Origin of the sequence: Flavobacterium sp. 38-13, from assembly GCF_001899155.1 — a bacterium.
GTDB lineage: Bacteria > Bacteroidota > Bacteroidia > Flavobacteriales > Flavobacteriaceae > Flavobacterium > Flavobacterium lindanitolerans.
Genome location: NZ_MKVG01000007.1, coordinates 209,600 through 233,817, shown reverse-complemented (window position 1 = coordinate 233,817; position 24,218 = coordinate 209,600). Strand labels below are relative to the sequence as shown.

The window sequence follows — 24,218 nt, the reverse complement described above, 5'->3', positions numbered from 1 at the left end:
TAAGTTTTTATAGATACATGAATCCCATTTTTGCATCTGAAAAGTCAGTTGGAGAAATGGGATTTCCATTTGTTTTCGTTCAACTACAACGATTGAAAATCCATTTAGATTCATTAATTTTGTAATGTCATATGGATGATTTCTCTCCACAAGAAGGAATTGATTTTTGAAGAATTAAAATACTTTCACAATGTCAGTTTTAGAAAAAAACAATGCCTCTGAAGCTATTTCTTTAGAAGATAAATTCGGTGCGCACAATTACCATCCGCTTCCTGTTGTTTTAAGCAGAGGTGAAGGCGTGTATGTCTGGGATACGGAAGGGAAAAGATACTATGACTTCCTTTCGGCCTATTCTGCCGTAAATCAAGGGCACTGCCATCCAAAAATTATTACTGCTTTGGTTAATCAGGCACATACCCTGACATTGACTTCCAGGGCTTTTTATAATGACAAGCTGGGCAAATACGAAGAGTTTGTTACCCGATATTTTGGGTTTGACAAAGTATTGCCAATGAACACGGGGGCTGAAGCAGTTGAAACGGCCATCAAAATTTGTAGAAAATGGGCCTACGAGAAAAACGGAATTCCGGAAAATGAAGCTCAGATTATTGTATGTGATGGGAATTTCCACGGCAGGACTACAACAATCATTTCTTTCTCTAATGATGAGAATGCACGCAAAAATTTCGGGCCTTACACAGGCGGATTCATTAACATCAACTATGATGATATTGAAGCTCTGGAAAATGTTTTGGCAACCCAAAAGAATATAGCCGGTTTCTTAGTTGAGCCTATTCAGGGAGAAGCAGGCGTGTATGTGCCTTCTGAAGGATATTTGGCAAAAGCCAAAGCCTTGTGCGAAAAGCATAACGTTTTGTTTATTGCAGACGAAGTTCAGACCGGAATAGCAAGAACGGGTAAACTGCTGGCCGTACACCATGAAAATGTACAACCGGACATACTGATACTTGGAAAGGCATTATCAGGTGGTGCTTATCCTGTTTCGGCAGTATTGGCAAACGATGAGATTATGAATGTTATCAAGCCGGGACAACACGGTTCTACTTTTGGTGGAAATCCTATTGCGGCGGCTGTTGCCATTGCTGCTTTAGAAGTTGTGAAAGATGAAAAGCTTGCAGAAAATGCAGACTATCTGGGGACTATTTTCCGTGAAAAACTGGGGCAATATATCAAGACCAGTAATATTGCAACTTTAGTAAGGGGAAAAGGACTGTTGAATGCCATAGTAATTAATGATACGGAAGAAAGTGATACGGCATGGAATATTTGTCTGTCGTTACGCGATAACGGACTTCTGGCAAAACCAACCCATGGTAATATTATTCGTTTTGCACCGCCATTGGTTATGAATGAAGAGCAATTGCTGGATTGTGTTTCCATTATTATCAAAACCTTGAAAGAGTTTGAAAAATAAAAACTAAAAAAGCCGCTTATAGCGGCTTTTTTTATGATATTGGATAGGGCTTAGCCTCCCATAACATCTCTCATCAGAGCTTCTACTTGTTGTTGGTCTTGCATACCTTCAAGTCCAAGCTTTGCATATAGCCATACATAAAGAAGAATCATAAGTACGTTAAGAACAATTCCAATTATGGCTAAAATCTTTCCGGTTGTCAGGTTAGAGTAATTCGAATATAATTCTGGATTTTCAACATAAAGTTTCTTGTCCTTTGCAGCCAGTATAAGTGCTACAACAGCAAGAATTAATCCAATTATACCATAACAACAGCAGGTTAGGATAGATAGAATCCCCAGAATAAGAACGGCTAAAGCATTAGGTAATTTTTGTTTTTCCATAGATAAAAGATTTAATTGTTTAGTTGGTGATTTTGTAAATGTAAGAAATTACCATTATTACCGCATTGATTATTGCTAAAGAAATTATTGCTTTATGGTAATTTCGAGCTTTGTCGATGAAATTTAATCCTAACACCATGAAAAACAAGATGGTAGTGTAAATGGCCGGAAACATGTGGAAAGCGTCCACAAATTCTCCTTTAAAGATTAAAGCCAGGGCTCTCTGTGTTCCGCAGCCCAGACAGTCCACTCCAAAAATTTTTTTATTCATGCAGGGAATCATGTATTCTTCCATAGCGTATAAATTTGTTACTACAATTTTACGAAAAAAGCATAAAGTTTGAGGTGTGTCCGGAAATTATTTTTAAAGTTATTACTTTTGGCAGATAGCAAATTTGAATCTACAATGAAAAAAATATACATACCCATAATGGCCCTCGCAGGTGTTTTTGCATTATATGAACAAAGTAAAGAGAAGCCAAATCTGTATATTATGATAGTTGCCATCGTCATTTTTATGTATGGAATGATGAGGCTGATGGCAAAAGTACCAAGTAAAAACCAGGATAATTCTGAAGATGATGTTAGTTAAAGGAGATAGGGTAACGGTGATTGATGAAGCGGTTAATGGTGTTGTTTTGTCGGTCAAAAATAATGAAATTACCATCGAAACTGACGATGGTTTCCAGTTGACATATTTTGTCAATGAATTAATTAAGATTCAGAAATCCAGTGATTTAAACTTTGGAATTGGAAGTCATAATTTAAGTCAGGTTTTGAAAGAGAAAGAAATACCAAAACCAAGGAGTTTCGTTAAAGAAAAGAAGACAAGAGACGAAAGAGGCGTTCCGGAATTTGATTTGCACATCGAAAAACTGGTTCCGAATAAAAGAGGCATGTCAAATTATGACATACTCACACTCCAGACCGAAACAGCAAAAAGACATGTTGAATTTGCCATCAAAAACAGAATTCCCAAAATAGTTTTTATACATGGAGTTGGGGAAGGTGTATTGAAAGCCGAGCTTGATTTTTTATTGGGTCGTTATGATGAAATAATTTTTCAGGATGCCGACTATCAAAAGTATGGTCTGGGAGCTACAGAAGTTTATATCAAACAAAATCCTAACAGATAATTATAAAAAAAGCCCGATTAAACAATCGGGCTTTTTTTATAATTATAGACTCTATTAGTTGGTCGTTATATAGTCCCCAAAAGTTTGGATTTCCTGTACAAACGTATTATTGTTAGGTCCTGTTTTTCTATACTGTACCTTTGTCAATGTAATAGTATGTGTACGGGTGGTTCCATTTATAGCAGTATCAATTTTGATGACTCCTGTAGAATTCGCACCATTTGAAACCCCATCTTCAGCTTGCCATTCTTCATAGAGCGGCGGCAATCCTGTTTCTGAGCAAAGTGCAGTAGCAATAACATCACCACCATATAGTCTGTAAGTAATCTGATGGGAGTCGTCTACATAATAAGTTTCAGAACCGGCCGCTTGTTGAAAAACAGAAGGAGGTAAATCAAGAATTATAACTTCATTGAGATTTTGCCTGTTCTCAACATTTCCAACATTGGAATCAAATATTTTAATCAGTTTGCGTTCCGAACATTTTTGGATAGGCACAGAACTAAAAGAAAATTTAATATTCGATTTGGTTTGGTATTTTCCGAAAATATATTCTGTGTAGGTTACAGTTCCCCCAGTCGAATTGGATAAGGTAATTCCTTTAAAAATGATAGTATGGTCGTATTTTGCGTCCAGTATTTCTGTAGTATTATTTACAGGGGTAGTTTTAATTTCAATAGAACCGCTGGATTGGTCGGCCGTACTCCATTCGTCAATAACAACAGGAGTGACAGGAGGAATTACAGAGCAGAAATAAGTTGGGGTAACCTGTCCGTTAAAAACGCGATAGATAATTTTATTTTCGGCAGAAATTGATAAGGTGCTTGTTCCTTCTATATTTCTGAAAGGAAAAACGTTTGTTGGAAATTTGATAACCAGGGCTTCATTGTTGTTTAGCTTAAAAACAGAGTTTAAGACCTCAGGGTTGTTATTTTCACAGTCTGCCGCAGTAACATTGCTAAAATCAAATGAATCAAAAGTCAGGTCACCATCATCGCAGGCGCTCAACAAAAACAAACAAGACATTATTCCTAAGTATTTTTTCATTTCAATAGAATTTAGAGCAAAAATAGTTTTTTTTATTATTTGGAGCAGCAGCATTAATTTTTATTTAAGTTTCCTGCCAATTCAAACATAATATGTTTCTTATATTTGGAAATAAATCCCCTTAAATTGTGAAGCTAAGATTTTTTCAATTTCTATTCTTTTATTCTTTTTCATTGTGTGTCCAGGCGCAGGAATTACTACCTTTTGTAGAGAATTTCACCAAATCGGATTACAATGGAGATAATCAGGTGTGGAATGTAACCCAGGGAGGTGATAATGCCATGTATTTTGCAAATAATCATTATTTCCTTAGATACAATGGTGTGATATGGGAAAAATATGCCCTTCCTAACAAAACGGTTATCCGTTCCATATTTATTGATGATGACAAGATTTATTCCGGTTCCTATAAAGAATTTGGCTACTGGAAAAGAATGAATGGCAAGATGGAATATTTTTCGCTTACCAGAGGTAAGAATATTTTTCAAGGCGGGTCTGATAACGAAGAAATCTGGAAAATTTTTAAATATAAGGACAGGCTGTACTTTCAGACTTTTAATGAAGTCTTTATTTATGATGGAAAAGCGATTAAGAAAATAGAATTCCCTTCCCAAATTTCATATTGCTACCTCATTGACAATGAAATTTATGTGGCGACTGTCCGCGAAGGAATTTATATGATGGAAGGGGAAAAATTTGTTAAGAGAAAGAACTGGAAGATTTTAGAAGAAAATGTCATTCATCATATTGAAAAATACCAGGGCAAGGTTTATATTTTTACAAAAAATAACGGGGTTTTTGTAGTAATAGATGGTAATCTTGTGCCCTGGAGCCATCCGTTGAATGAAGTCATTAAAAAAGAAGTTCTTGTAACGGCCAAGTTTGTTGACGATAATACGCTGGTTATTGGTAGCGGATTACAGGGATTGTATATTATTAATCTTAAAAACGGAACCTACCAGAATCTTAACAGGCAGAATGCACTTAAAAACAATGCCATCCTGTCTATTGGTGTTGACAAGGAAAAAGATTTGTGGTTAGGACTGGACAACGGAATCTGTCATGTTGAAATCAATTCTCCTGTTCAGGTTTTTTCAGACAGTTCCGGTATTTTGGGTTCGGTCTATTCGCTTTCTACTATAGACAACGGCTACCTTTTTGTAACCAATCACGGAATTTTTACGAGTAAAAATAAAATACTGGAGGTACTCCCCAATTCACAGGGACAGGTTTGGGATATATACAAAAGAGGTAACGAATTTATTATAGGCCATAATGACGGAACATTTTTGTATGATGGAAGAACAGCACGATTGCAAAAAGTCAGCCCGATAAATGGCGGATGGAAATTCTTAAAAGGAGAATTTGAAAATGTATATTTTCAGGGCAATTATGCAGGTATTGTAGTCTATGAAGATATCAATGATCTCTCGAAGTACAAACTTTTAGCCGGACTGAAAAAACCTATCAAGAATCTGGCCCAGAACAAACGTGGAGAATTATGGGCGGCAGACAATTACAGAAGTCTTTACAGGATTTTATATGATAAAAATTTCAATGTCAAAAAAATTGAAAATGTTTCACTGCAAAACGGTATAAAGAATGATTATGGCGTGAAGCTTTTTAGCTATAAAAATGAAATCCTGTTCCTGATCGATAATAATTGGTATGTCTATAATTCCATTTCGGGGAAATTAGAAAAGGATAAGATTTTTAATGCTTCTTTTAAAAACACTTCAGATATCATACCTATTAATGATGAAAATTTTATAGTATTAAAAAACGGATTACTCTATGTAGTGTCTCAGGTTAAAGACCGGTTTATTTGGGAACTTATCCCTGAAAAGTATTATGAAGGAAGAATCATTATGGAAAACATTAAGGTTTATCAGGATGGAGACCATTACCTGATGAATCTGGACGACGGATTTATTGCTTTCAAAATCAATAATAAGAAACTCAAAATACGAGGTGTCTATGCCGAAGCCTTCTATCAGGATAAATTGATTGATAAGGATACCCGGGTGAAGTATAATCAGTCGGTTGAAGTGAATGTAATAACAGAATATTTTGGCTACAACCGTCCGGACCTGTTTTATAAGCTGAATGATTCCAATGACTTTGTACCCATAAAAAAAGGAAAGCTGATTTTGAATAACCTAAGCAGCGGTCTTCAGGAACTGGAATTTTATTATAATGACGGAACCAAATACACCAAAGTGGCCACCTATACATTTACGGTCAGCAAGCCATGGTATTTTTCGTTCTGGATGATACTATTCTATATTTTGGTTATTTCGGGTAGTTTCTTCCTGTATTACCGTTGGAACAAAATCCGGTACATTGAAAAAATCAAATTGAAAGAAGAAGAGCTCAAACACCAGAAAGAAATTCTTGAATTGGAACTCAATGCGGAAAACAAACTGAAACTGCAGGAATATGAAAAGCACATTCTTGAAATAGAAGTCCAGAATAAGGCTTATGAAGTTGCCGGGAAATCACTTTCAATAGCCAAACAAAGTGAAATGATTGACAGTATTCAGGAAATTCTTGAAACAGAAAAAGATATCAACCAGATTAAGAGCAAGATTAGAAAATCAATAAAAATTAATGCGCTTAACAAAAATGAATGGGAGAGCTTTGAACACAACCTCATGCAGAGCCATGAAGAATTTGTACATAAGCTGTCGAATAAATTTCCAATGCTTACTTCAAAAGATATCAAGCTATGTATTTATCTTAAAATGAATTTATCATCCAAAGAAATTGCCCCGTTGATGAATATTTCATTCCGTGGGGTAGAGCTACATCGTTATCGTTTGAGAAAAAAATTAGGCCTGACTTCAGATGATAATCTTTCCAAGTTTATGATTAATATATAAATTCGGATTCTTTTTTAATAATAATTAAATATTTTCATAACATTTTTATCAAATAACAATACATCAACACTACATCATCGGCTAATTTAGAGGGTACTCTAAATGTAGTTGTTGTTTTTATAAGTTATTTAAAATCAGGTTTTTATTTTGTATTTATTTTAAAATGATGTGTTTGTGTAGTGAGTTCATTAAGTTTACTACAACGTTGTAATTCGTAATTTGGTAACACTAACTTTTAACAAAATATAAACAAATGAAAAACTTTATTTTCGGAGTATTTGTACTCCTTTTTTTCCATGGGCATCTCTACGCTCAGGATATAAAAGGTAAGGTACTGGATGAAAATGGACTCCCACTCCCTGGAGTCAACATTTTGAGTTCCACATCAAGCTCAGTATCAGATTTTGATGGAAATTTTTCAATTAATGCAAAAGTAGACGAGCCTATTACGTTTACATTTCTGGGGTATGTGACTCTCACGATAAATGCCGCAGAAAACATGAGCGTGACCATGAAAATGTCAAGCACAGACCTTACGGAAGTTGTAGTCGTAGGGTATGGTACTCAAAAAAGGACAGACCTTACGAGTGCCATTTCAACAATCAAATCAGATCAGATTACTAAACAGCCGGCATTTAATGCCCTGCAATCCTTACAAGGTAAGGCGGCAGGTGTAAACATTATTGCCAATGATGCACCAGGTGCAACACCTACAATTATTATCAGAGGTTTGGGAACTGCAGAATCGGGAAGGTCGCCTATGTTTGTGGTAGATGGTGTTATTACCGGAAGTATTGCTAACCTGAACCCAAACGACATCGAATCTTTTGATGTCATGAAAGATGCGGCTTCGGCTGCCATCTATGGTTCTAATGCTGCTAATGGAGTTGTGTTTATTACAACAAAAAAAGGAAAGCTTGGAAAAACCAGCATTAAGATAAACTCTTTTTATGGTGCAAAATCAATACTGAATCCGGTAGAGATGGCCAATTCAAGCCAGTTCGTGACCTACTTTAATGAAAGCCGTGCAGCTATTGGAAATCCGGACAGATTAGCACTTAATCAACCGTATAACACGGATTGGTATGATGCATTGGCAGGAACAAGCTTCTCACAAGGAAATGATGTTTCCTTTTCCGGAGGTTCAGAAAACGTAACTTATTATTTTAGCTTCAACAACTACAAAGAAGACGGACTTTTAGAAGGTCATGAAGTAGCAAGAAATGTTTTAAGGTCTAATAACACATTTAAGGCATTTGACGGGAAATTAAAAATTACTCAAAATGCCAGTGTTGCTTTCACTAAGTCTACACCAAAACCATACAGTTCATTTACAGAAGCTTACAAACAGGCTCCTATAATTCCGGTTTACTATCCTGACGGAAGATATGGTATGTCTTATTGGAACAAGACTACGGGATTGCCTGATTACATCATTGGAGCCGGACAACAGGGAGGCCGATTGAATTCTATTGGAAACCCGGTTGCCAACGTAAACTTCCAGAATGAAAAGAATAAAATGATGGAGCTTCAGGGATTGCTTCAGGCTGATTATACCGTTACAGATTGGCTGACGGCTACAACCCGTTTTGGAGCGACAAAATCGTATTCAAAGACCAGAATTTATAATGATATCCGTGGTCGCTATTTGGCAGCAGACCCGCTCAGAACGCTTACAGATTTTCAAAATGCTCAAAATGGAGCGCCTACTTCTACAGAATTTGCTAACAACTCCTTATCCTATAAAGATGTTGAAAGTTTCAGATACAACTGGGATACCTATTTAACAGCAAGCAAATCCTTTGATAAGCATAATTTTAATGCTACAGTAGGTGTTACAAAAGAAAGAAGAAATGACGTATATGAATCTTTCATAGAAGGTTATGGTGTTCCGGAACAGGAAAATTACTGGAACCTGGATATGGCATCATTAAACTATACTAAAGTAGTGAAGCAATTTTTTCAAACTCCTACCAATGTCCTTTCTTATTTTGGAAGGCTTCAGTATAATTTCGACGAGAAATACTATATTTCCGGAACTATCAGAAGAGACGGGAACAGTAATTTTAAAAAGAATGCAGAGTACTGGGGAACATTCCCTTCCGTTAGCGTAGGTTGGGTATTGACCAACGAAAGCTTCTTAAGCGAAGTTAACAATCTGGATTTCCTTAAGCTAAGAGCAGGCTACGGTGAAGTAGGTAACGCAAACGTACCTTTTAATGCAACTTCTATTATTACAAACCCGGGTAGCGCGAATACGAATTACGTTTTTGGACCAAATCAAGATTTAGTATTTGGAGGTGCAGTAGGGTCACCAGCCACAAACTTGACTTGGGAAGTTACTAAGGAAATTAATGCGGGTGTTGATTTTGAATTACTGGACAGAAGATTGTCAGGTAGTTTCGATTACTATAACAGAATAAATACCAATGCAATATTAAATGTAAAGCCAATTCTAAATTCACCTGCGTCTCAAAATTACTTTGACCATGGAGGAGAGGTAAGAAACCAGGGATATGAAATTGCTTTAAACTGGAAAGATAATATTACTGAAGATTTCTCCTATAGCATAGGTGTTAATTATGCCCACAATAAAAACACCCTGGAGAATGTAAAACCTGCCTACGATGGAATGACAGGAGGTAGTCTTGGTGACGGTCAAATTACAAAAAGATTACAGGAAGGTCAGCCAATATATTCATGGTGGCTGTTAGAAGCTGACGGTGTTTGGCAAACTCAGGCAGAGATTGATGCGAATCCGCACATCGGAACGCCTCAGCCTGGTCAGTTGCGTTATAAAGACCAGAATGGAGATGGTGTAATTGATGACAGAGACAAGAAATTCTATGGTTCTTATATACCAAAATTCTCTTATGGAATCAATGTAAATCTGGCTTACAAAAATTTCGATTTATCTGTTGACGGATTCGGAGCAGGTGGCAACAAAGTGTATAACGGACTTAAAGGAACCCGTGTAGATGCAGGTGAAAATATTGCTGCAGAAACATTCAATAACCGTTGGACAGGACCTGGAACTTCAAATACAAATCCTGGAGCAAACAGAGATGCCCTGTCTTCAAGTTATTATTTAGAAGATGGAGACTACTTCAGAATTAACAACATTACTTTAGGATATACTTTTAAAGATATGTTTAATATTTCCAGACTTAGAATTTACGGAACAGCTCAAAACCCTTTCCTGTTCACTAAATATTCAGGATTCACTCCGGAGTTGAATAATAGTGGAGCACCAAACGAGACTGCCGGTATTGAATTAGCGGCTTATCCGAATATCAAAACTTTCATTTTTGGTGTAAACCTTGAATTTTAAAAAAAAATAGTATGAAAATAAATTATAAAAAAATTGTTTGTCTTTCATTCGCTCTCGGCGTATTAGTTGGATGCGACGATTTTCTTGATGTTGATTCAAGAGAAAAGATTACAGAAGAAGACAGTGGGGAAAATTTAGAACCGATTGCTTTTGTGAATGGAATCTATGGAATGATGACAGAGTGGGATTATGCCTTCTCCTATCTTGGAATTACTGAAATTATTTCTGATAATGCAGACAAAGGAAGTTCGCCTGGTGATCCGGGAGGTGATAAAGGATTACTTGATGGATTGACATTCACAGCTACAGCAGGTTCTGTTGAAGCCATGTGGACTAACTGGTACAAAGCCATTGGACGCGCTACTTATTCTATAGGTTATACAGAAAATTACGAACTTACAGACGAGGCTTACAAAAACAGATTAATTGGAGAAGCCAAATTTCTTAGAGCCTATCACTACTTTTTCTTAGTTAGGGCTTTTGGCGATGTGCCTTTACAACATGTTGACCTAACTGTAAGAGTTCCAAAAGAACAAGTTTATGATTTTATTGAGCAGGATTTGCTGGATGCCATTCAGGTATTGCCGGAAAAGAGTCAATACGCATCTGCTGATTTGGGAAGGGCTACAAAAGGTGCTGCACAAGCGTTGTTAGCAAAGGTTTATCTGTATCAAAAAGATTGGCAGAATGCTTATGATTATGCAGATGATGTAATCACTTCCGGACAATACGGTCTTGAGCCTGATTATGCTCAGATATGGAGAGTCAATACAGAAAATGGTGTGGAATCTATATTTGAAGTTCAGGCCCGAGGAGAATCTATTGCTCACGGTGTACAGCAATATTCAGAAACGCAAGGTGCAAGAGGACCAAGCGGTTGGGGATGGGGATTCAATACGCCATCACAGAATCTTTTAGATGCTTATAATGCTGAAGGCGATGTTATCAGAAGAGACGCGACTATCATCTTCAGAGGTGAAACAATGTATGATGGACGTGTAGTAAGCACTGCCGTAGAAAACCCAATGTATAATGAAAAAGCTTATTCCAGTGCCAATGCAGGTGCAGGAGATGGTGATAAAAACATCAGGGTATTGCGACTTGCAGAAATTTATTTAATTCGTGCAGAAGCTGCAAATGAACTGGGGAACTCAAGCGTAGCATTGTCTTCGTTGAAAGAAGTTCGTGACAGAGTAAACCTTGGAGAAATAACTACAACAGACCAGACTTTATTAAGAAATCTGATTTGGAAAGAAAGAAGGCTGGAACTGGCTTTTGAACATGACAGATGGTTTGACCTGGTTAGAACCGGACAGGCAGCACAAGCCATGCAAGCCAATGGAAAACCTTTTGAAGTAGGCAAACACGAGCTTTTCCCAATCCCGAATGGTCAATTAATACAAACACCAGGTTTGGGCCAAAACCCGAACTGGTAATAAACTCTATTGATGAAATACCTATTTTTTATATTTCTAATATTTGCAAGTTGTGGTTCAAACGAATCGTCTCCAAAAGGAGACGATTCGTCCACACCTGCAACCCCAACACCGTTGACTGATGAACAATTAGTAGATGCGGTTGAAAAACAGACATTTAAATATTTCTGGGATTTTGCCGAGCCAAACTCAAAATTGGCAAGGGAAAGATACCATCCGGATGGTAATTATCCGGAAAATGATTCCAATATTGTTACCACAGGAGGTTCAGGTTTTGGGCTGATGTCAATAATTGCAGCAACTTCCAGAAACTATGTTTCCAGAAGTGAAGCCGTATCCCGATTGAATACAATTGCAGATTTTCTTGCCAGTGCCGACCGTTTTCACGGAGCATGGCCTCATTGGATGGATGGAACTACGGGCAGAGTAAAGCCTTTTGGACAAAAAGACAATGGTGGTGATTTGGTAGAAACGGCTTTTTTATGTCAGGGAATGATTTGCGTACGCGAATTTTTCAAAGATGGTACCGCCGAAGAAAAAGCCCTGGCACAGAAATTCGACAATTTATGGAAAGGTGTTGATTGGAATTGGTACAGAAACAACCAGAATGTTTTGTATTGGCACTGGTCGCCTGATTATGCCTGGGAAATGAACTTTCCTTTGGAAGGCTATAATGAATGCCTGATTACTTATGTTCTTGCAAGCGCGTCGCCAACACATGGCATAACTCCGGAGGCTTATCATAAAGGATGGGCAAGAAACGGAGGAATCGTTTCGTCTGCAACAAAATACGGAATTCCTTTATTACTAAAACATAATGGTGCTGAACAGGCCGGAGGACCTTTGTTCTGGGCACACTATTCTTATTTGGGCTTAGACCCAAGACAGCTAACAGACCAATATGCTAATTATTGGGATGTCAATGTCAATCATTCAAAAATCAATTATAAATATTGTGTTGAAAATCCTGGGAATTTTGCAGGATATGGCCCGAATTATTGGGGATTAACAGCTTCCTATTCCAGAAATCCCGATGGAAGTATTGGCTATAACGCACATATGCCAAGCAACGATTTAGGAATCGTATCGCCTACGGCAGCTATAAGTTCTATAGTATATACTCCAACAGAATCATTAGCAGCGATGCGCAATTTTTATGAAAACTACAGCGGACAGTTATGGGGTCCGGCAGGTTTTTACGATGCCCACAGCAAGCATTACGGATGGACAGCTAACAGATATCTGGCAATTGACCAGGGACCAATGGTGGTCATGCTGGAGAACTACCGTTCAGGATTGCTTTGGAATTTATTTATGAATGCACCGGAAGTGCGACAAGGTTTGGTAAATCTTGGATTCCATTCCGGACAACACGGATTTTAAAATGAAAATAAAACTGGCTTTATTGGGGTTATTGGTGTCCGGTATCTCTTTTGCTCAAAAAGACATTACCGGAGCAATTTCTGTCGAAATTACCCAAAAAAGCGAATTAAATTATGCCCTGCATATCCCCAAAAATACAAAAGGAAAGAAACCGCTCATGGTCTTTCTCCACGGTTCAGGAGAACGAGGTTCAGATATTGAAAAGGTTAAAATACACGGCCCTTTCAAATACCTGAAAAATAATGAATTGGATAGTTACGTTCTCGCGCCACAATGTCCTGACAATGAATATTGGAACGCAGAAGTCTTATATAAATTGATACAAAAAATCCAAAAAGAAAACAATATAGATTCCAACAGAATTTATCTTACAGGTTTGAGTATGGGAGCCTGGGGAGCCTGGAATCTGGCCTTTGCTCATCCCGAAATGTTTGCCGCACTGGTGCCCATTGCAGGATTTGTTGACAGGGTGCCTATGATGGAAAATTGCAAGATTAAGGATATTCCAACACGTATTTTCCATGGACTGGTAGATGATGTTGTAGATGTGAATTATTCGATAGCCATCTACAAAAAACTAAAAACATGTAGCAAAGATATTCATCTGACCATTTTCGATGATGCCAATCACGACAGTTGGAGCAGAGTATATGACAACAAAGAAATTTATGACTGGATGCTGGAACAGCAGAAGCAATAAACAAATTTCCCTAAATAAATATCATAATGAAATTTAAAACAGTAGTACTATTATTATTAGCAGGTTCGCTTACAGCTAATGCCCAAAAGGACAAAAAGAAGAGCGCAATTAAGCCCAAAAAAGAATTTGTTTCAGAGCTGATGGCTAAAATGACAATTGATGAAAAAATTGGCCAGCTTGTACAGTTTACGGCAGACGGAACCATAACCGGACCAGCCGCTGGAGATAATTTTATCGAACAGATCAAAAAAGGGAATGTAGGTTCTATATTGAATGCGACTACCGTAAAATATACAGCCGAACTTCAAAAGATGAATCTCGATAATTCAAGATTGAAAATTCCGTTACTTTTTGGATATGATGTTATCCATGGCTATAAAACTATTTTCCCAATTACTCTGGGTGAATCAGCTACTTGGGATTTGAATGCCGTGGAATTGGCAGCCAAAATTTCTGCTGCAGAAGCTGCCGCAGGAGGCGTTCACTGGACTTTTTCACCAATGGTAGATATTTCCCGTGACCCACGTTGGGGTAGGGTATCAGAAGGTGCCGGAGAAGATACCTATCTGGGTTCTAAATTAGCGATGGCTCGTGTAAGAGGTTATCAGGGAAATGACCTTTCAGCCATCAACACTATTTTGGCATGTACAAAACACTTTGCGGCTTATGGAGCTGCAGAGGCAGGACGTGATTACAATACGGTTGATATGTCAGAAAGAATGCTAAGAGAAGTTTATCTGCCGCCATTCAAGGCTACGGTTGATGCAGGAGTAAGAACTTTTATGACCTCTTTTAATGAAATTTCTGGAGTTCCGGCTACGGGAAATAAATTTTTGGTTAACGGAATACTGAAAGACGAATGGAAATTTGACGGTTTTGTGGTAACCGATTATACCGGAATGAACGAAATGATACCTCATGGTTATGCAAAAGATGAAAAACATGCGGGCGAATTGGCATTAAACGCGGGTGTTGACATGGATATGGTTGGAGGAATCTACATGAAGAACCTTAAAAAATCATTGTCTGAAGGAAAAGTTACCGAGGCGCAGATAAATGATGCCTGCCGAAGAATTTTAGAAGCAAAATACGATTTAGGCCTGTTTGAAGACCCTTACCGATATAATGATGCCAAAAGAGAGAAAGAAGTCACCTATAAAAAAGAATATCTGGAGGCCGCTTTAGATGTGGCGAACAAATCATTGGTACTGCTCAAAAACAGCAATCATACGCTACCGCTGAAAAAAGAACAGAAAGTAGCCTTTGTTGGGCCGCTAATCAGCGATGAATATAATATTATTGGTTCCTGGGCAGCATCAGGCGACAGACACGGATTTGCTGTTAGTGTTGAAGAAGGAGTAAATAAAATTATCACAGACAAAAGCAAAATCAGTTTTGCAAAAGGAGTGGAAATTCTGGATAAGAAAAGAGACATGATGCAGGCTGCCATTGACAATGCTAAAAAAGCAGATGTTATCGTTGCGGTAATGGGAGAATTCGAAAACATGACAGGAGAAGCCGCTTCACGTACCAATATAGACCTGCCTGGAATACAGAAAGAATTTTTGGCAGAATTGAAAAAACTGGGTAAACCTATCGTTTTAGTATTGCTGAATGGAAGACCGCTAACATTAGAATGGGAAGACCAAAACATGGATGCGATTCTTGAAGCCTGGTGGCCTGGAACAAGAGGAGGTGATGCTATTGCACAGACGCTTTACGGTATCAATAACCCAAGCGGGAAATTGCCAATGACTTTTCCTAGAAATGTAGGACAGATTCCATTGTATTACAATCATAAAAACACCGGACGCCCTTATTTAGGAAAAGCAGACAATGAGCAAAAATATAAATCACGCTATATTGATGTTGACAATTCACCTTTGTATGAATTTGGTTATGGACTAAGCTATACAAAATTTACCTATTCTAATTTTAAGCTATCTGCTACCAAAATCAACTTCAATCAAAAATTAAAAGCTACGGTTGAAGTTGCCAATACAGGAAATTATGATGGAGAAGAAGTAGTTCAGCTCTATATCCGGGATAAAGTCGGGTCTGTAACCAGACCGGTAAAAGAACTAAAAGGTTTCCAGAAAATTCTCTTGAAAAAAGGAGAGAAGAAGACTGTTGAATTCGAAATTTCTTCCGAAGATTTGAAGTTCTACGGAATAGATATGCAGTTTGCCGCAGAGCCGGGAGATTTTGAAATCTTTGTTGGCGGTACATCAGCGACAGACATGAAATTGGAGTTTGAGTTAGTTAAATAATTTTTTTTGTGAGTTTTAAAAGGCCCTTTAGGTTTCTCTAAAGGGCTTTTTTCTAAATCCGATTAGCTACCTTTAGCGAAATTTATATAATATGAAAAACATCTTTACCCTGTGCCTTCTCGTATTGACGGGATTTTTAAACGCTCAGACAGTTCAATCTCCATCCAAAGAAATTACTGTAACCTTTAAATTAACTGCCGAAGGTCGTCCTTCCTATTCCGTAAATTATAAAAATAAACCTGTCATAAAAGAAAGTTTGTTAGGGATTGCTTTAAAAGAGACAGAAGCATTGGAAACAGGATTTGAAATAACAAATACACAAAACAAAAGCGTTGATGAAAGTTGGAAACCGGTATTAGGAGAACAATCTGTTATCCGCAATACATACAATCAGGCTGTTTTTTCACTCCTACAGAAAGCTACGGGAAGAAAGCTGGATATCGTTTTTAAAGTATACGACGAAGGTGTTGCTTTCAGGTATGAATTTCCAAAACAGGACAAGCTGAATTATTTTATCATTTCTGATGAAAAAACAGAATTTAATCTGGCAGGAAACCATAAGACATTTTGGATTCCGGGCGATTATGACAGCCAGGAATACGTATACAACGAGACAAAATTATCAGAAATTGATAACGACAAATTAAACCTGAACAATGGTATTGCCGTAAAATCTATTGGTGGCCGCTATGTAGTACAGTCGCCTTTGATGATGAAATCGGCAGAAGGTCTTTATCTTAATATTTTTGAAGCCGCTGTAGTGAATTATCCGGTAATGCACCTGGATGTCAATACTTCAAACTTTAAAATAAAATCACATTTAGTACCTAACGCCATAGGCGATAAGGCATATCTCCAGGCTCCGGCTGTTTCTCCATGGCGTACGATTATGGTAAGCGATGATGCCAGAGATATTGTAGGCTCTAAAATGATTCTAAACCTGAACGAACCGTCCAGAATAGAAGACACCTCATGGATTAAACCTATGAAATATGTAGGGGTTTGGTGGGAAATGCACGTTGGTGTTTCAACCTGGGATTTGAGCGGTACACAAGATGCATCTCAAAAAAGCGTAGGCAAAAAGCCGCACGGAGCAACCACAGAAAACACAAAACGCTATATTGATTTTGCTGCTAAACACGGTTTTGATGGCGTATTGGTTGAAGGCTGGAATGTAGGTTGGGAAGACTGGTTTGGAAACTGGAAAGAAGAAGTTTTTGACTTTGTGACCCCCTATCCTGATTTTGATATACAGCAAATCAGTGACTATGCAAAGTCGAAAAATGTAAAGATGATTATGCATCATGAAACTTCAGGTTCTGTTGCCAATTATGAAAGACGTCTGGACAGAGCATTGAACGTAATGAAAAAATACGGTTATCCGGCAGTAAAAACAGGCTATGTCGGGAAAATTATTCCAAGAGGAGAATTTCACGACGGTCAGAGTATGGTCAACCATTTCAATTATGTTCCGCAAAGAGCGGCAGAATATAAAATTATGGTCAATTCTCACGAATCATCACGTCCAACAGGTGTAAGCAGAACATGGCCAAACTATATTGCTGCCGAAGCAGCAAGAGGAAACGAATTCAACGGATGGAGTAACGGAAATCCGCCAACACATGAAACCATTCTTCCTTTTACACGACTTTTAGGAGGACCGATGGATTATACGCCGGGTGTTTTCGAAATCAAGATGAGCCATTACGATGCCAGTAAGACAGAACAGGTACATACTACACTTGCCAAACAACTGGCCCTGTATGTTACGATGTATTCACCATTGCAAATGGCTTGTGACCTGCCTGAGAATTATGAAAGATATGCTGACGCTTTCCAATTCATTAAAGATGTTGTGGCAGATTGGGATGAAAGCAAATATCTGGAAGCAGAACCGGGCGATTATTTAACGGTTGCCAGAAAAGCCAAAGGAAGTGAAAACTGGTTCGTTGGTGCAATTACCGACGAAAATCCTAGAAACACCACAATTTCACTCGATTTTTTAACTCCGGGAAAAAAATATAAAGCCATTATTTATCAGGACGGAAAGACAGCACACTGGGAGAAAAACCCAATCAATTATGAAATCAAGACAATTGAGGTGACTTCAAAAAGTAAGTTAAAGCTAAATCTGGCTGCTGGTGGCGGAACAGCTATCAGCATTTTTCCGGTAAAGTAAACAATAACAATGATTTTTTTTAAAAGACAAAATTTAAAGAAAGTAACAAAAATAGTAAGTCTTGCAGGAATCTTGCTCTTTTCGGGGAAAGGTTTCTCGCAACAAAAAACCTATTGCAATCCAATTAATATTGATTACGGATATTGCCCGATTCCAAATTTTGTAACACAAGGAAAACATCGCGCAACAGCAGACCCGGTAATCACCAACTTTAAAGGCGAATATTATCTGTTTTCGACCAATCAATGGGGCTATTGGCATAGTTCCGATATGCTCAACTGGAAATTCATATCCAGAAAATTCCTCCGCCCGGAACATAAGGTTTATGACGAACTCTGTGCGCCATCGCTATCATTTGTAAATGATACGCTATTAGTAATCGGTTCGACGCATACTAAGGATTTTCCGCTATGGATGAGCAAAAATCCAAAAACAGACGATTGGAAAGAACTCGTTCATAAATCGGAAGCAGCAGCATGGGACCCGCAAATTTTCTGGGACAAAGAAAAAGATGAAGTCTATATGTATTACGGTTCCAGTAATTTGTATCCGCTGTATGGTGTGAAGTTAAACCGTAAAACCTTTCAACCCGAAGGCGAACGTATTCCGGTTTTGGCACTCAATGACGACGAACATGGCTGGGAACGGTTTGGCGAACACAACGACAATACTTTCCTACAGCCTTTTACTGAAGGTGCTTTTATGACCAAATACAAAAACAAATACTATCTGCAATACGGAGCACCGGGAACTGAATTCAGTGGCTATGCAGATGGCGTTTATGTAGGGTCAAATCCGTTAGGGCCTTTTGAATACCAATCCCATAATCCGTTTTCCTATAAACCCGGAGGATTTGCAAGAGGAGCAGGGCACGGAGCTACCTATCAGGACACCAATAATGACTATTGGCATGTATCTACAATTGTAATTTCAACAAAGAATAATTTTGAAAGACGAATAGGAATCTGGCCCGCCGGTTTTGATGAAGATGGAATACTATATTCCAATACGGCTTATGGCGATTATCCGACTTTTCTTCCTTCACAGAAAAAGAACCATTTACAGGAAAGCTTTTCAGGATGGATGCTTTTAAATTACAATAAGCCGGTTCAGGTTTCTTCTACCCTGGGAGGTTTTCAGCCTAATTTTAGTAATGACGAAGACATTAAGACGTATTGGTCTGCTAAAACGGGAGCTAAAGGCGAATACCTGATTTCTGATTTGGGAGAAAAATCGACAATTCATGCCATACAAATCAACTTTGCAGACCAGGATGTGGAACTGATGGGCAAACCGGAAACTACAACAGGGCATAAGTACATTATCTATTCTTCAAATGATGGTAAAAACTGGAAAATAGCTGTCGATAAAAGCAAAAATACTAAAGACGTGCCTCATGATTATATGGAATTGGAAAAGCCAATTACTGCAAGGTATTTAAAAGTAGAAAACATCCAAATGCCAACAGGGAAATTTGCCATCAGCGGTTTCAGGATATTTGGAAAAGGAACAGGGCAGAAGCCTGATGCGGTACAAAACTTTGCTCCGTTACGTGCCGAAGCCAGAAAAAAAGGAGAGCGAAGAAGTGTCTGGTTCAAATGGCAACAGGAACCTAATGCAGATGGATATGTCATCTATTTCGGAAAATCGCCTGAAAAACTATACGGTTCAATAATGGTATATGGCAAAAATGAATATTATTTCAGCGGATTAGACCGTTCTGATACCTATTATTTTCAGATTGAAGCTTTCAACAGTAACGGGATAGGTCCTAAATCCGAAATAAAAAAATCAGAATAAAAAAAACTTTGTGAAAAAGATTACGCAAACGTTGTATTTTGATTAAAAAACGACTTAAGAAATCGTTTTCGTTAATAACTAAATCGTAATCTGTTGCAAGGTGTTTTCATATAAATGTATATTTATCAAAAATTAATTGTTTTTATTAAATAGAATCCTATTTTTTATTGCTTTAACTAAACTATCTTAATAAATGAGTTCAGAAACTAAAACAAATTATCCTGCGCTGTATACGCTGATTACAGTATTTTTCTTCTGGGGATTTATTGCTGCCGGAAACAGCATTTTTATTCCTTTCTGTAAAAACTATTTTTCGTTAGACCAGTTTCAATCACAGCTGATTGATTTTGCTTTCTATACTGCATATTATCTGGGAGCGTTGCTGCTTTTTATTTTCGGAGCCGTGAACGGGAAAGACCTGGTTGGCAAATGGGGATATAAGAGAAGTATTGTTTACGGATTGCTATTTTCTGCCTTAGGAGCCGGAGCCATGATTGTTGCGGTAGAGGCGAATGTATATGCAGGAATGTTGGTAGGTTTGTTTATAGTTGCCTTAGGATTCTCATTGCAGCAAACAGCAGCAAACCCATTTGCTGTTTTATTGGGTGACCCGAAAACGGGTACCAGCCGTCAAAACCTTGCAGGTGGTATTAACTCTTTCGGAACGACAATCGGGCCAATTGTTGTTGGTTTTGCTTTGTTTGGTACGGCAGCAGCAGTAAGTGATGAACAGATTAAAGGATTAGGTTTGGATAAAGTAATCCTGTTATATGTAGGAGTAGGAATCTTATTCTTGATAGCAGCAAGTGTTTTCTTCTTCTCTAAAAAACTTCCATCCGGAATTTCGGACGAGCCAATGGAAAAAGCAAATAAAGCGATGACTACTCTAATTGTCATGACGGGTCTTTTGGCCATAATGTTTGCGCCCGTTTTCAACAGCTATAATTCACCGGAAGCAAAAAAGATAGTTGAAATTGAAAAGTCAATCGAACCTATAACGAAAGACATCAAAAAATTAAGCGATAATCTGGTAAAGATTAAAAAAGATAAAGTGCTTACTGAAGAAGAAAAAAATACAGCTTCCGAATCAATCAAAAGCGAAATCAAAGTATTGGAATTGAGTGTTGAACCACAGCATAAAGAAATTCAGGAAATCAGACACCCGCTTGAAAAATACAGAATGTATTGGCTGTCTGGCGCTTTATTGGTAATCGTGGGCGGGCTTTTATTCGCAAACCGAAGCGCACAAAAGAAAAACGAAGGCTGGGGTGCCATGAAATACCCGCAGTTGGTTTTAGGAATGTTGGCTATTTTCACCTATGTAGGAGTTGAGGTTGCTGTAGGAAGTAACCTTGGAGAACTATTGAAACTGCCTGAATTTGGAAGTTTCCAATCATCGGAAATCGCACCTTATATCTCAATGTACTGGGGAAGTTTGATGATTGGCCGTTGGGCAGGAGCTATCAGTGTTTTTAACCTGTCTGCAAGCAAAAGAAAACTAGCCCTTATTATTGTTCCATTGATAGCCTTTTCGGTTATTATTGGCGTAAATACATTGGCGCAGCAAGATATGACATCATTATACTATTATGTAATCTGTGTGTTATTGCAGGTTTTGGTTTTCTTCCTAAGCAAGAACAAACCGGCCAGAACATTAATCTTATTTGGACTAATGGGTGTTACTGCCATGCTGATTGGATTATTCTCTACGGGAACCGTTGCAATCTACGCTTTCCTTGCCGGAGGTTTGGCTTGTAGTATTATGTGGCCGTCTATCTTTACATTATCAATTACTGGTCTTGGAAAATACACAGCTCAAGGGTCGGCTTTCCTGGTAATGATGATTTTAGGAGGAGGAATTATCCCGCCAATTCAAGGAAAATTATCAGATATTATCGGAATACACGCTTCGTATGTAATACCGGTAATCTGTTTCTCCTACCTTACATTCTTTGCGATAGCCGTAAAAGGAATACTGAAAAGGCAGAATATTGACGTCGACGCCATTGAAGCCGAAGGAGCCCATTAATTTATTCTTAATGAATTCATAATAACGAATCCGAAGCAGATTGTATTTCCTACATTTGCTTCGGATTTTTACTTCTCATGAGACTTTCAAAATATTATCTGGCAGCCATTACAGCTTTTGTAATCTGGGGATTCTTTAGTTTGGCTTTAAAGCCGTTACACCTATATCCATCACTGGACATTTTATTTTACAGGGTATTCCTATGTGTCGTTCTCATGATGGGAATCAATCTCCTTTTTAGAAAAAAGACTTTAAAGGAAACAAAGGAAAATTTCAGGCTGATGTCTGCAACCCAAAAGAGAAATGTCGTACTCCTGACTTTGGGAGGTTCTTTGCTGTTATCTGCCAACTGGTTTTTCTTTATCTATGTCATGAACCACGTGAGTGTCAAGGCTGCATCTTTTGCCTATCTGGTTTGTCCGATACTCACCACCGTTTTTGCTTATTTTATACTGAAGGAAAAACTAAACAAATGGCAATGGACAGCAGTAGGCTTGAGTATTTTTAGCTGTGTTCTGTTGTCGTTTAATCATTTTATGGATATTTTTTACAGCCTGATAGTAGCTGCTACCTATGCTTTGTATCTGGTTTCGCAACGAAAAAATACAGCAATTGACAAATTTTTATTGCTTACATTACAACTGACAACCACAGCAATTATCCTATTGCCTTTTTATCCGTTTTATAGTTCAGAAGTACCAACGGCCTTTAATTTTTATTTTTATCTGGTTATCATAGTGGTTTTGTTTACTATTATTCCGCTATTCCTGAATTTATACGCACTGAAAGGAGTCAATTCGTCAACAGTCGGAATATTGCTTTATATCAATCCGCTGATTAATTTTTTCCTTGCCATTTTTTATTACAAGGAAGATATTACGACGTTCCAGATTATTGCCTATTCCTTAATCCTGCTGTCGATTATTATTTTTAACAGCAAGCACATCTTTAAACCGAAAACAAAAGAACCACAGCCTAAAGATGTATAATTCATTTTATATCCCGATTTTTGCATCATGAAAAAAGTTTACCTTGATAATGCTTCTACAACAGCGCTACGACCTGAAGTTATTCAGGAAATAACGCATGTCCTGCAGGAAGAATATGGAAATCCGTCTTCGACACACAGTTTTGGTAGGTCGGCTAAAAACATATTGGAATCGTCAAGAAAATTGATTGCAAAGCAATTGAACGCATCAGCACAGGAAATAATTTTTACTTCCGGAGGTACAGAAGCCAATAACTGGATTCTCCGTTCGGCAATAAAAGATTTAAAAGTAAAAAGAATTATCACGAGCAAGATTGAGCATCATGCAGTACTTAATACGGTTTTGGCCTTACAGGCAGAATATGGGGTTGAAGTAGACTTTGTCAATCTGAATTCAAAAGGAGAGGCAGACATCAATCATTTGGTTGAATTGCTTTCTCAGGACAAGCCCACGTTGGTTGCCTTGATGCATGTAAACAATGAAACAGGAACCGTTTTAGATATAGAAAAAGTAGCCCGGTTGTGTAAGCAATACAATGCACTTTTTCATTCAGATACGGTACAGTCTGTTGGCAAGACAGAAATTGACCTTCAAAAAACTGAAGTTGATTTTATTGTTGCCAGCGCCCATAAATTTCATGGGCCAAAAGGTATAGGCTTTGCTTTTATAAGAAAAAATCCGGGCATAAACCCAATGATTTTTGGAGGCGAACAGGAAAAAGGACTTCGCGCCGGAACAGAAGGCGTACATAATATTGCCGGTATGGCAAAAGCACTGGAGATTTCCTATGTAAATTTAGAGGCAGAAAGAAGGCAAATCCAAGACCTAAAAGATTATTTTGTAGAGAAACTGCAAACTAATTTTCCGGATTTTAAAATAAATGGAAACCCGGAAGGTTTCTACAACATCATCAATGTTTTATTGCCATTTTCTGATGAAAAGACCGCTATGATTCTTTTTAATCTTGATATGAAAGGGATAGCTGTTTCCAGAGGTAGTGCCTGTCAATCGGGAAGTATCAAACCATCACATGTATTAAAAGAAATGCTTTCTGAAGAAGATTTGAAAAAACCTAGCCTAAGAATTTCATTTAGTCATTTTAATACGCAGGAAGACATAGACTTACTGATTGAAGCCTTAAAAACGGTTTAATATTGTTAAAAACCAAATCTGAAATCTTATTTTTTACCACAGATTACAGGATTATAAAATTTTTTA

The 24,218-nt window shown here is 37.8% G+C and carries 16 protein-coding genes; 13 read left to right on the top strand and 3 right to left on the bottom strand.

Annotated elements, in window-relative coordinates; translation table 11 throughout:
* Positions 1-190 precede the first annotated feature (190 nt).
* Positions 191-1,435: an ornithine--oxo-acid transaminase gene (gene rocD / locus BGO88_RS03925; RefSeq protein WP_286706033.1), complete on the top strand. Its 1,245-nt coding sequence runs from the start codon at positions 191-193 to the stop codon at positions 1,433-1,435.
* Between the two features lie 50 nt (positions 1,436-1,485).
* Here the strand turns inward: rocD and BGO88_RS03920 are convergent, their stop codons facing one another.
* Together BGO88_RS03920 and BGO88_RS03915 are read right to left on the bottom strand one after the other, a co-directional pair.
* A complete protein-coding gene (locus tag BGO88_RS03920; RefSeq protein ID WP_056070811.1) occupies positions 1,486-1,818 on the bottom strand; it encodes a CCC motif membrane protein in 333 nt (110 codons plus the stop codon).
* A gap of 19 nt (positions 1,819-1,837) precedes the next feature.
* Entirely contained in the window at positions 1,838-2,113 is a 276-nt protein-coding gene (locus tag BGO88_RS03915; RefSeq protein ID WP_101471822.1) for a DUF2752 domain-containing protein, read from the bottom strand.
* Between the two features lie 286 nt (positions 2,114-2,399).
* Between BGO88_RS03915 and BGO88_RS03905 the strand changes: the two genes are divergently transcribed.
* Positions 2,400-2,954, top strand: a complete 555-nt coding sequence (locus BGO88_RS03905; RefSeq protein ID WP_056070819.1) for a DUF8465 domain-containing protein — start codon at positions 2,400-2,402, stop codon at positions 2,952-2,954.
* Between the two features lie 54 nt (positions 2,955-3,008).
* Here BGO88_RS03905 and BGO88_RS03900 read toward each other — a convergent pair whose 3' ends face one another.
* Positions 3,009-4,001: a hypothetical protein gene (locus BGO88_RS03900; RefSeq protein ID WP_286706032.1), complete on the bottom strand. Its 993-nt coding sequence runs from the start codon at positions 3,999-4,001 to the stop codon at positions 3,009-3,011.
* A gap of 128 nt (positions 4,002-4,129) precedes the next feature.
* Here BGO88_RS03900 and BGO88_RS03895 point away from each other — a divergent pair, with 128 nt between their 5' ends.
* The 11 genes from BGO88_RS03895 to BGO88_RS03845 all read left to right on the top strand — a co-directional run bounded on the left by BGO88_RS03895 (position 4,130) and on the right by BGO88_RS03845 (position 24,152).
* Entirely contained in the window at positions 4,130-6,883 is a 2,754-nt protein-coding gene (locus BGO88_RS03895; protein WP_286706031.1) for a LuxR C-terminal-related transcriptional regulator, read from the top strand.
* 253 nt (positions 6,884-7,136) lie between these two features.
* Complete coding sequence (locus BGO88_RS03890) at positions 7,137-10,214, top strand: SusC/RagA family TonB-linked outer membrane protein (protein WP_273238722.1); 3,078 nt, start codon at positions 7,137-7,139, stop codon at positions 10,212-10,214.
* A gap of 11 nt (positions 10,215-10,225) precedes the next feature.
* A complete protein-coding gene (locus BGO88_RS03885; protein WP_286706030.1) occupies positions 10,226-11,650 on the top strand; it encodes a RagB/SusD family nutrient uptake outer membrane protein in 1,425 nt (474 codons plus the stop codon).
* A 12-nt stretch (positions 11,651-11,662) separates the two neighbouring features.
* A complete protein-coding gene (locus BGO88_RS03880) occupies positions 11,663-13,033 on the top strand; it encodes a glucoamylase family protein (RefSeq protein WP_286706029.1) in 1,371 nt (456 codons plus the stop codon).
* Position 13,034: 1 nt separating this feature from the next.
* On the top strand, positions 13,035-13,733 hold the full coding sequence (locus BGO88_RS03875; RefSeq protein ID WP_056070840.1) for a carboxylesterase family protein: 699 nt from the start codon (positions 13,035-13,037) through the stop codon (positions 13,731-13,733).
* A gap of 26 nt (positions 13,734-13,759) precedes the next feature.
* Positions 13,760-16,003, top strand: coding sequence for a beta-glucosidase BglX (bglX, locus tag BGO88_RS03870; protein WP_056070843.1), 2,244 nt, complete (start codon positions 13,760-13,762; stop codon positions 16,001-16,003).
* 91 nt (positions 16,004-16,094) lie between these two features.
* On the top strand, positions 16,095-18,182 hold the full coding sequence (locus BGO88_RS03865) for a glycoside hydrolase family 97 protein (protein ID WP_286706028.1): 2,088 nt from the start codon (positions 16,095-16,097) through the stop codon (positions 18,180-18,182).
* Positions 18,183-18,191: 9 nt separating this feature from the next.
* Complete coding sequence (locus BGO88_RS03860; protein ID WP_286706027.1) at positions 18,192-19,982, top strand: discoidin domain-containing protein; 1,791 nt, start codon at positions 18,192-18,194, stop codon at positions 19,980-19,982.
* Between the two features lie 193 nt (positions 19,983-20,175).
* Positions 20,176-22,011: an MFS transporter gene (locus BGO88_RS03855; protein ID WP_101471833.1), complete on the top strand. Its 1,836-nt coding sequence runs from the start codon at positions 20,176-20,178 to the stop codon at positions 22,009-22,011.
* A 77-nt stretch (positions 22,012-22,088) separates the two neighbouring features.
* Complete coding sequence (locus BGO88_RS03850) at positions 22,089-23,000, top strand: EamA family transporter (protein ID WP_286706026.1); 912 nt, start codon at positions 22,089-22,091, stop codon at positions 22,998-23,000.
* A gap of 27 nt (positions 23,001-23,027) precedes the next feature.
* The gene (locus BGO88_RS03845; RefSeq protein ID WP_286706025.1) at positions 23,028-24,152 is read left to right on the top strand and encodes a cysteine desulfurase family protein; all 1,125 of its coding nucleotides are present in this window, start codon (positions 23,028-23,030) and stop codon (positions 24,150-24,152) included.
* The last annotated feature ends 66 nt before the right edge of the window (positions 24,153-24,218 follow it).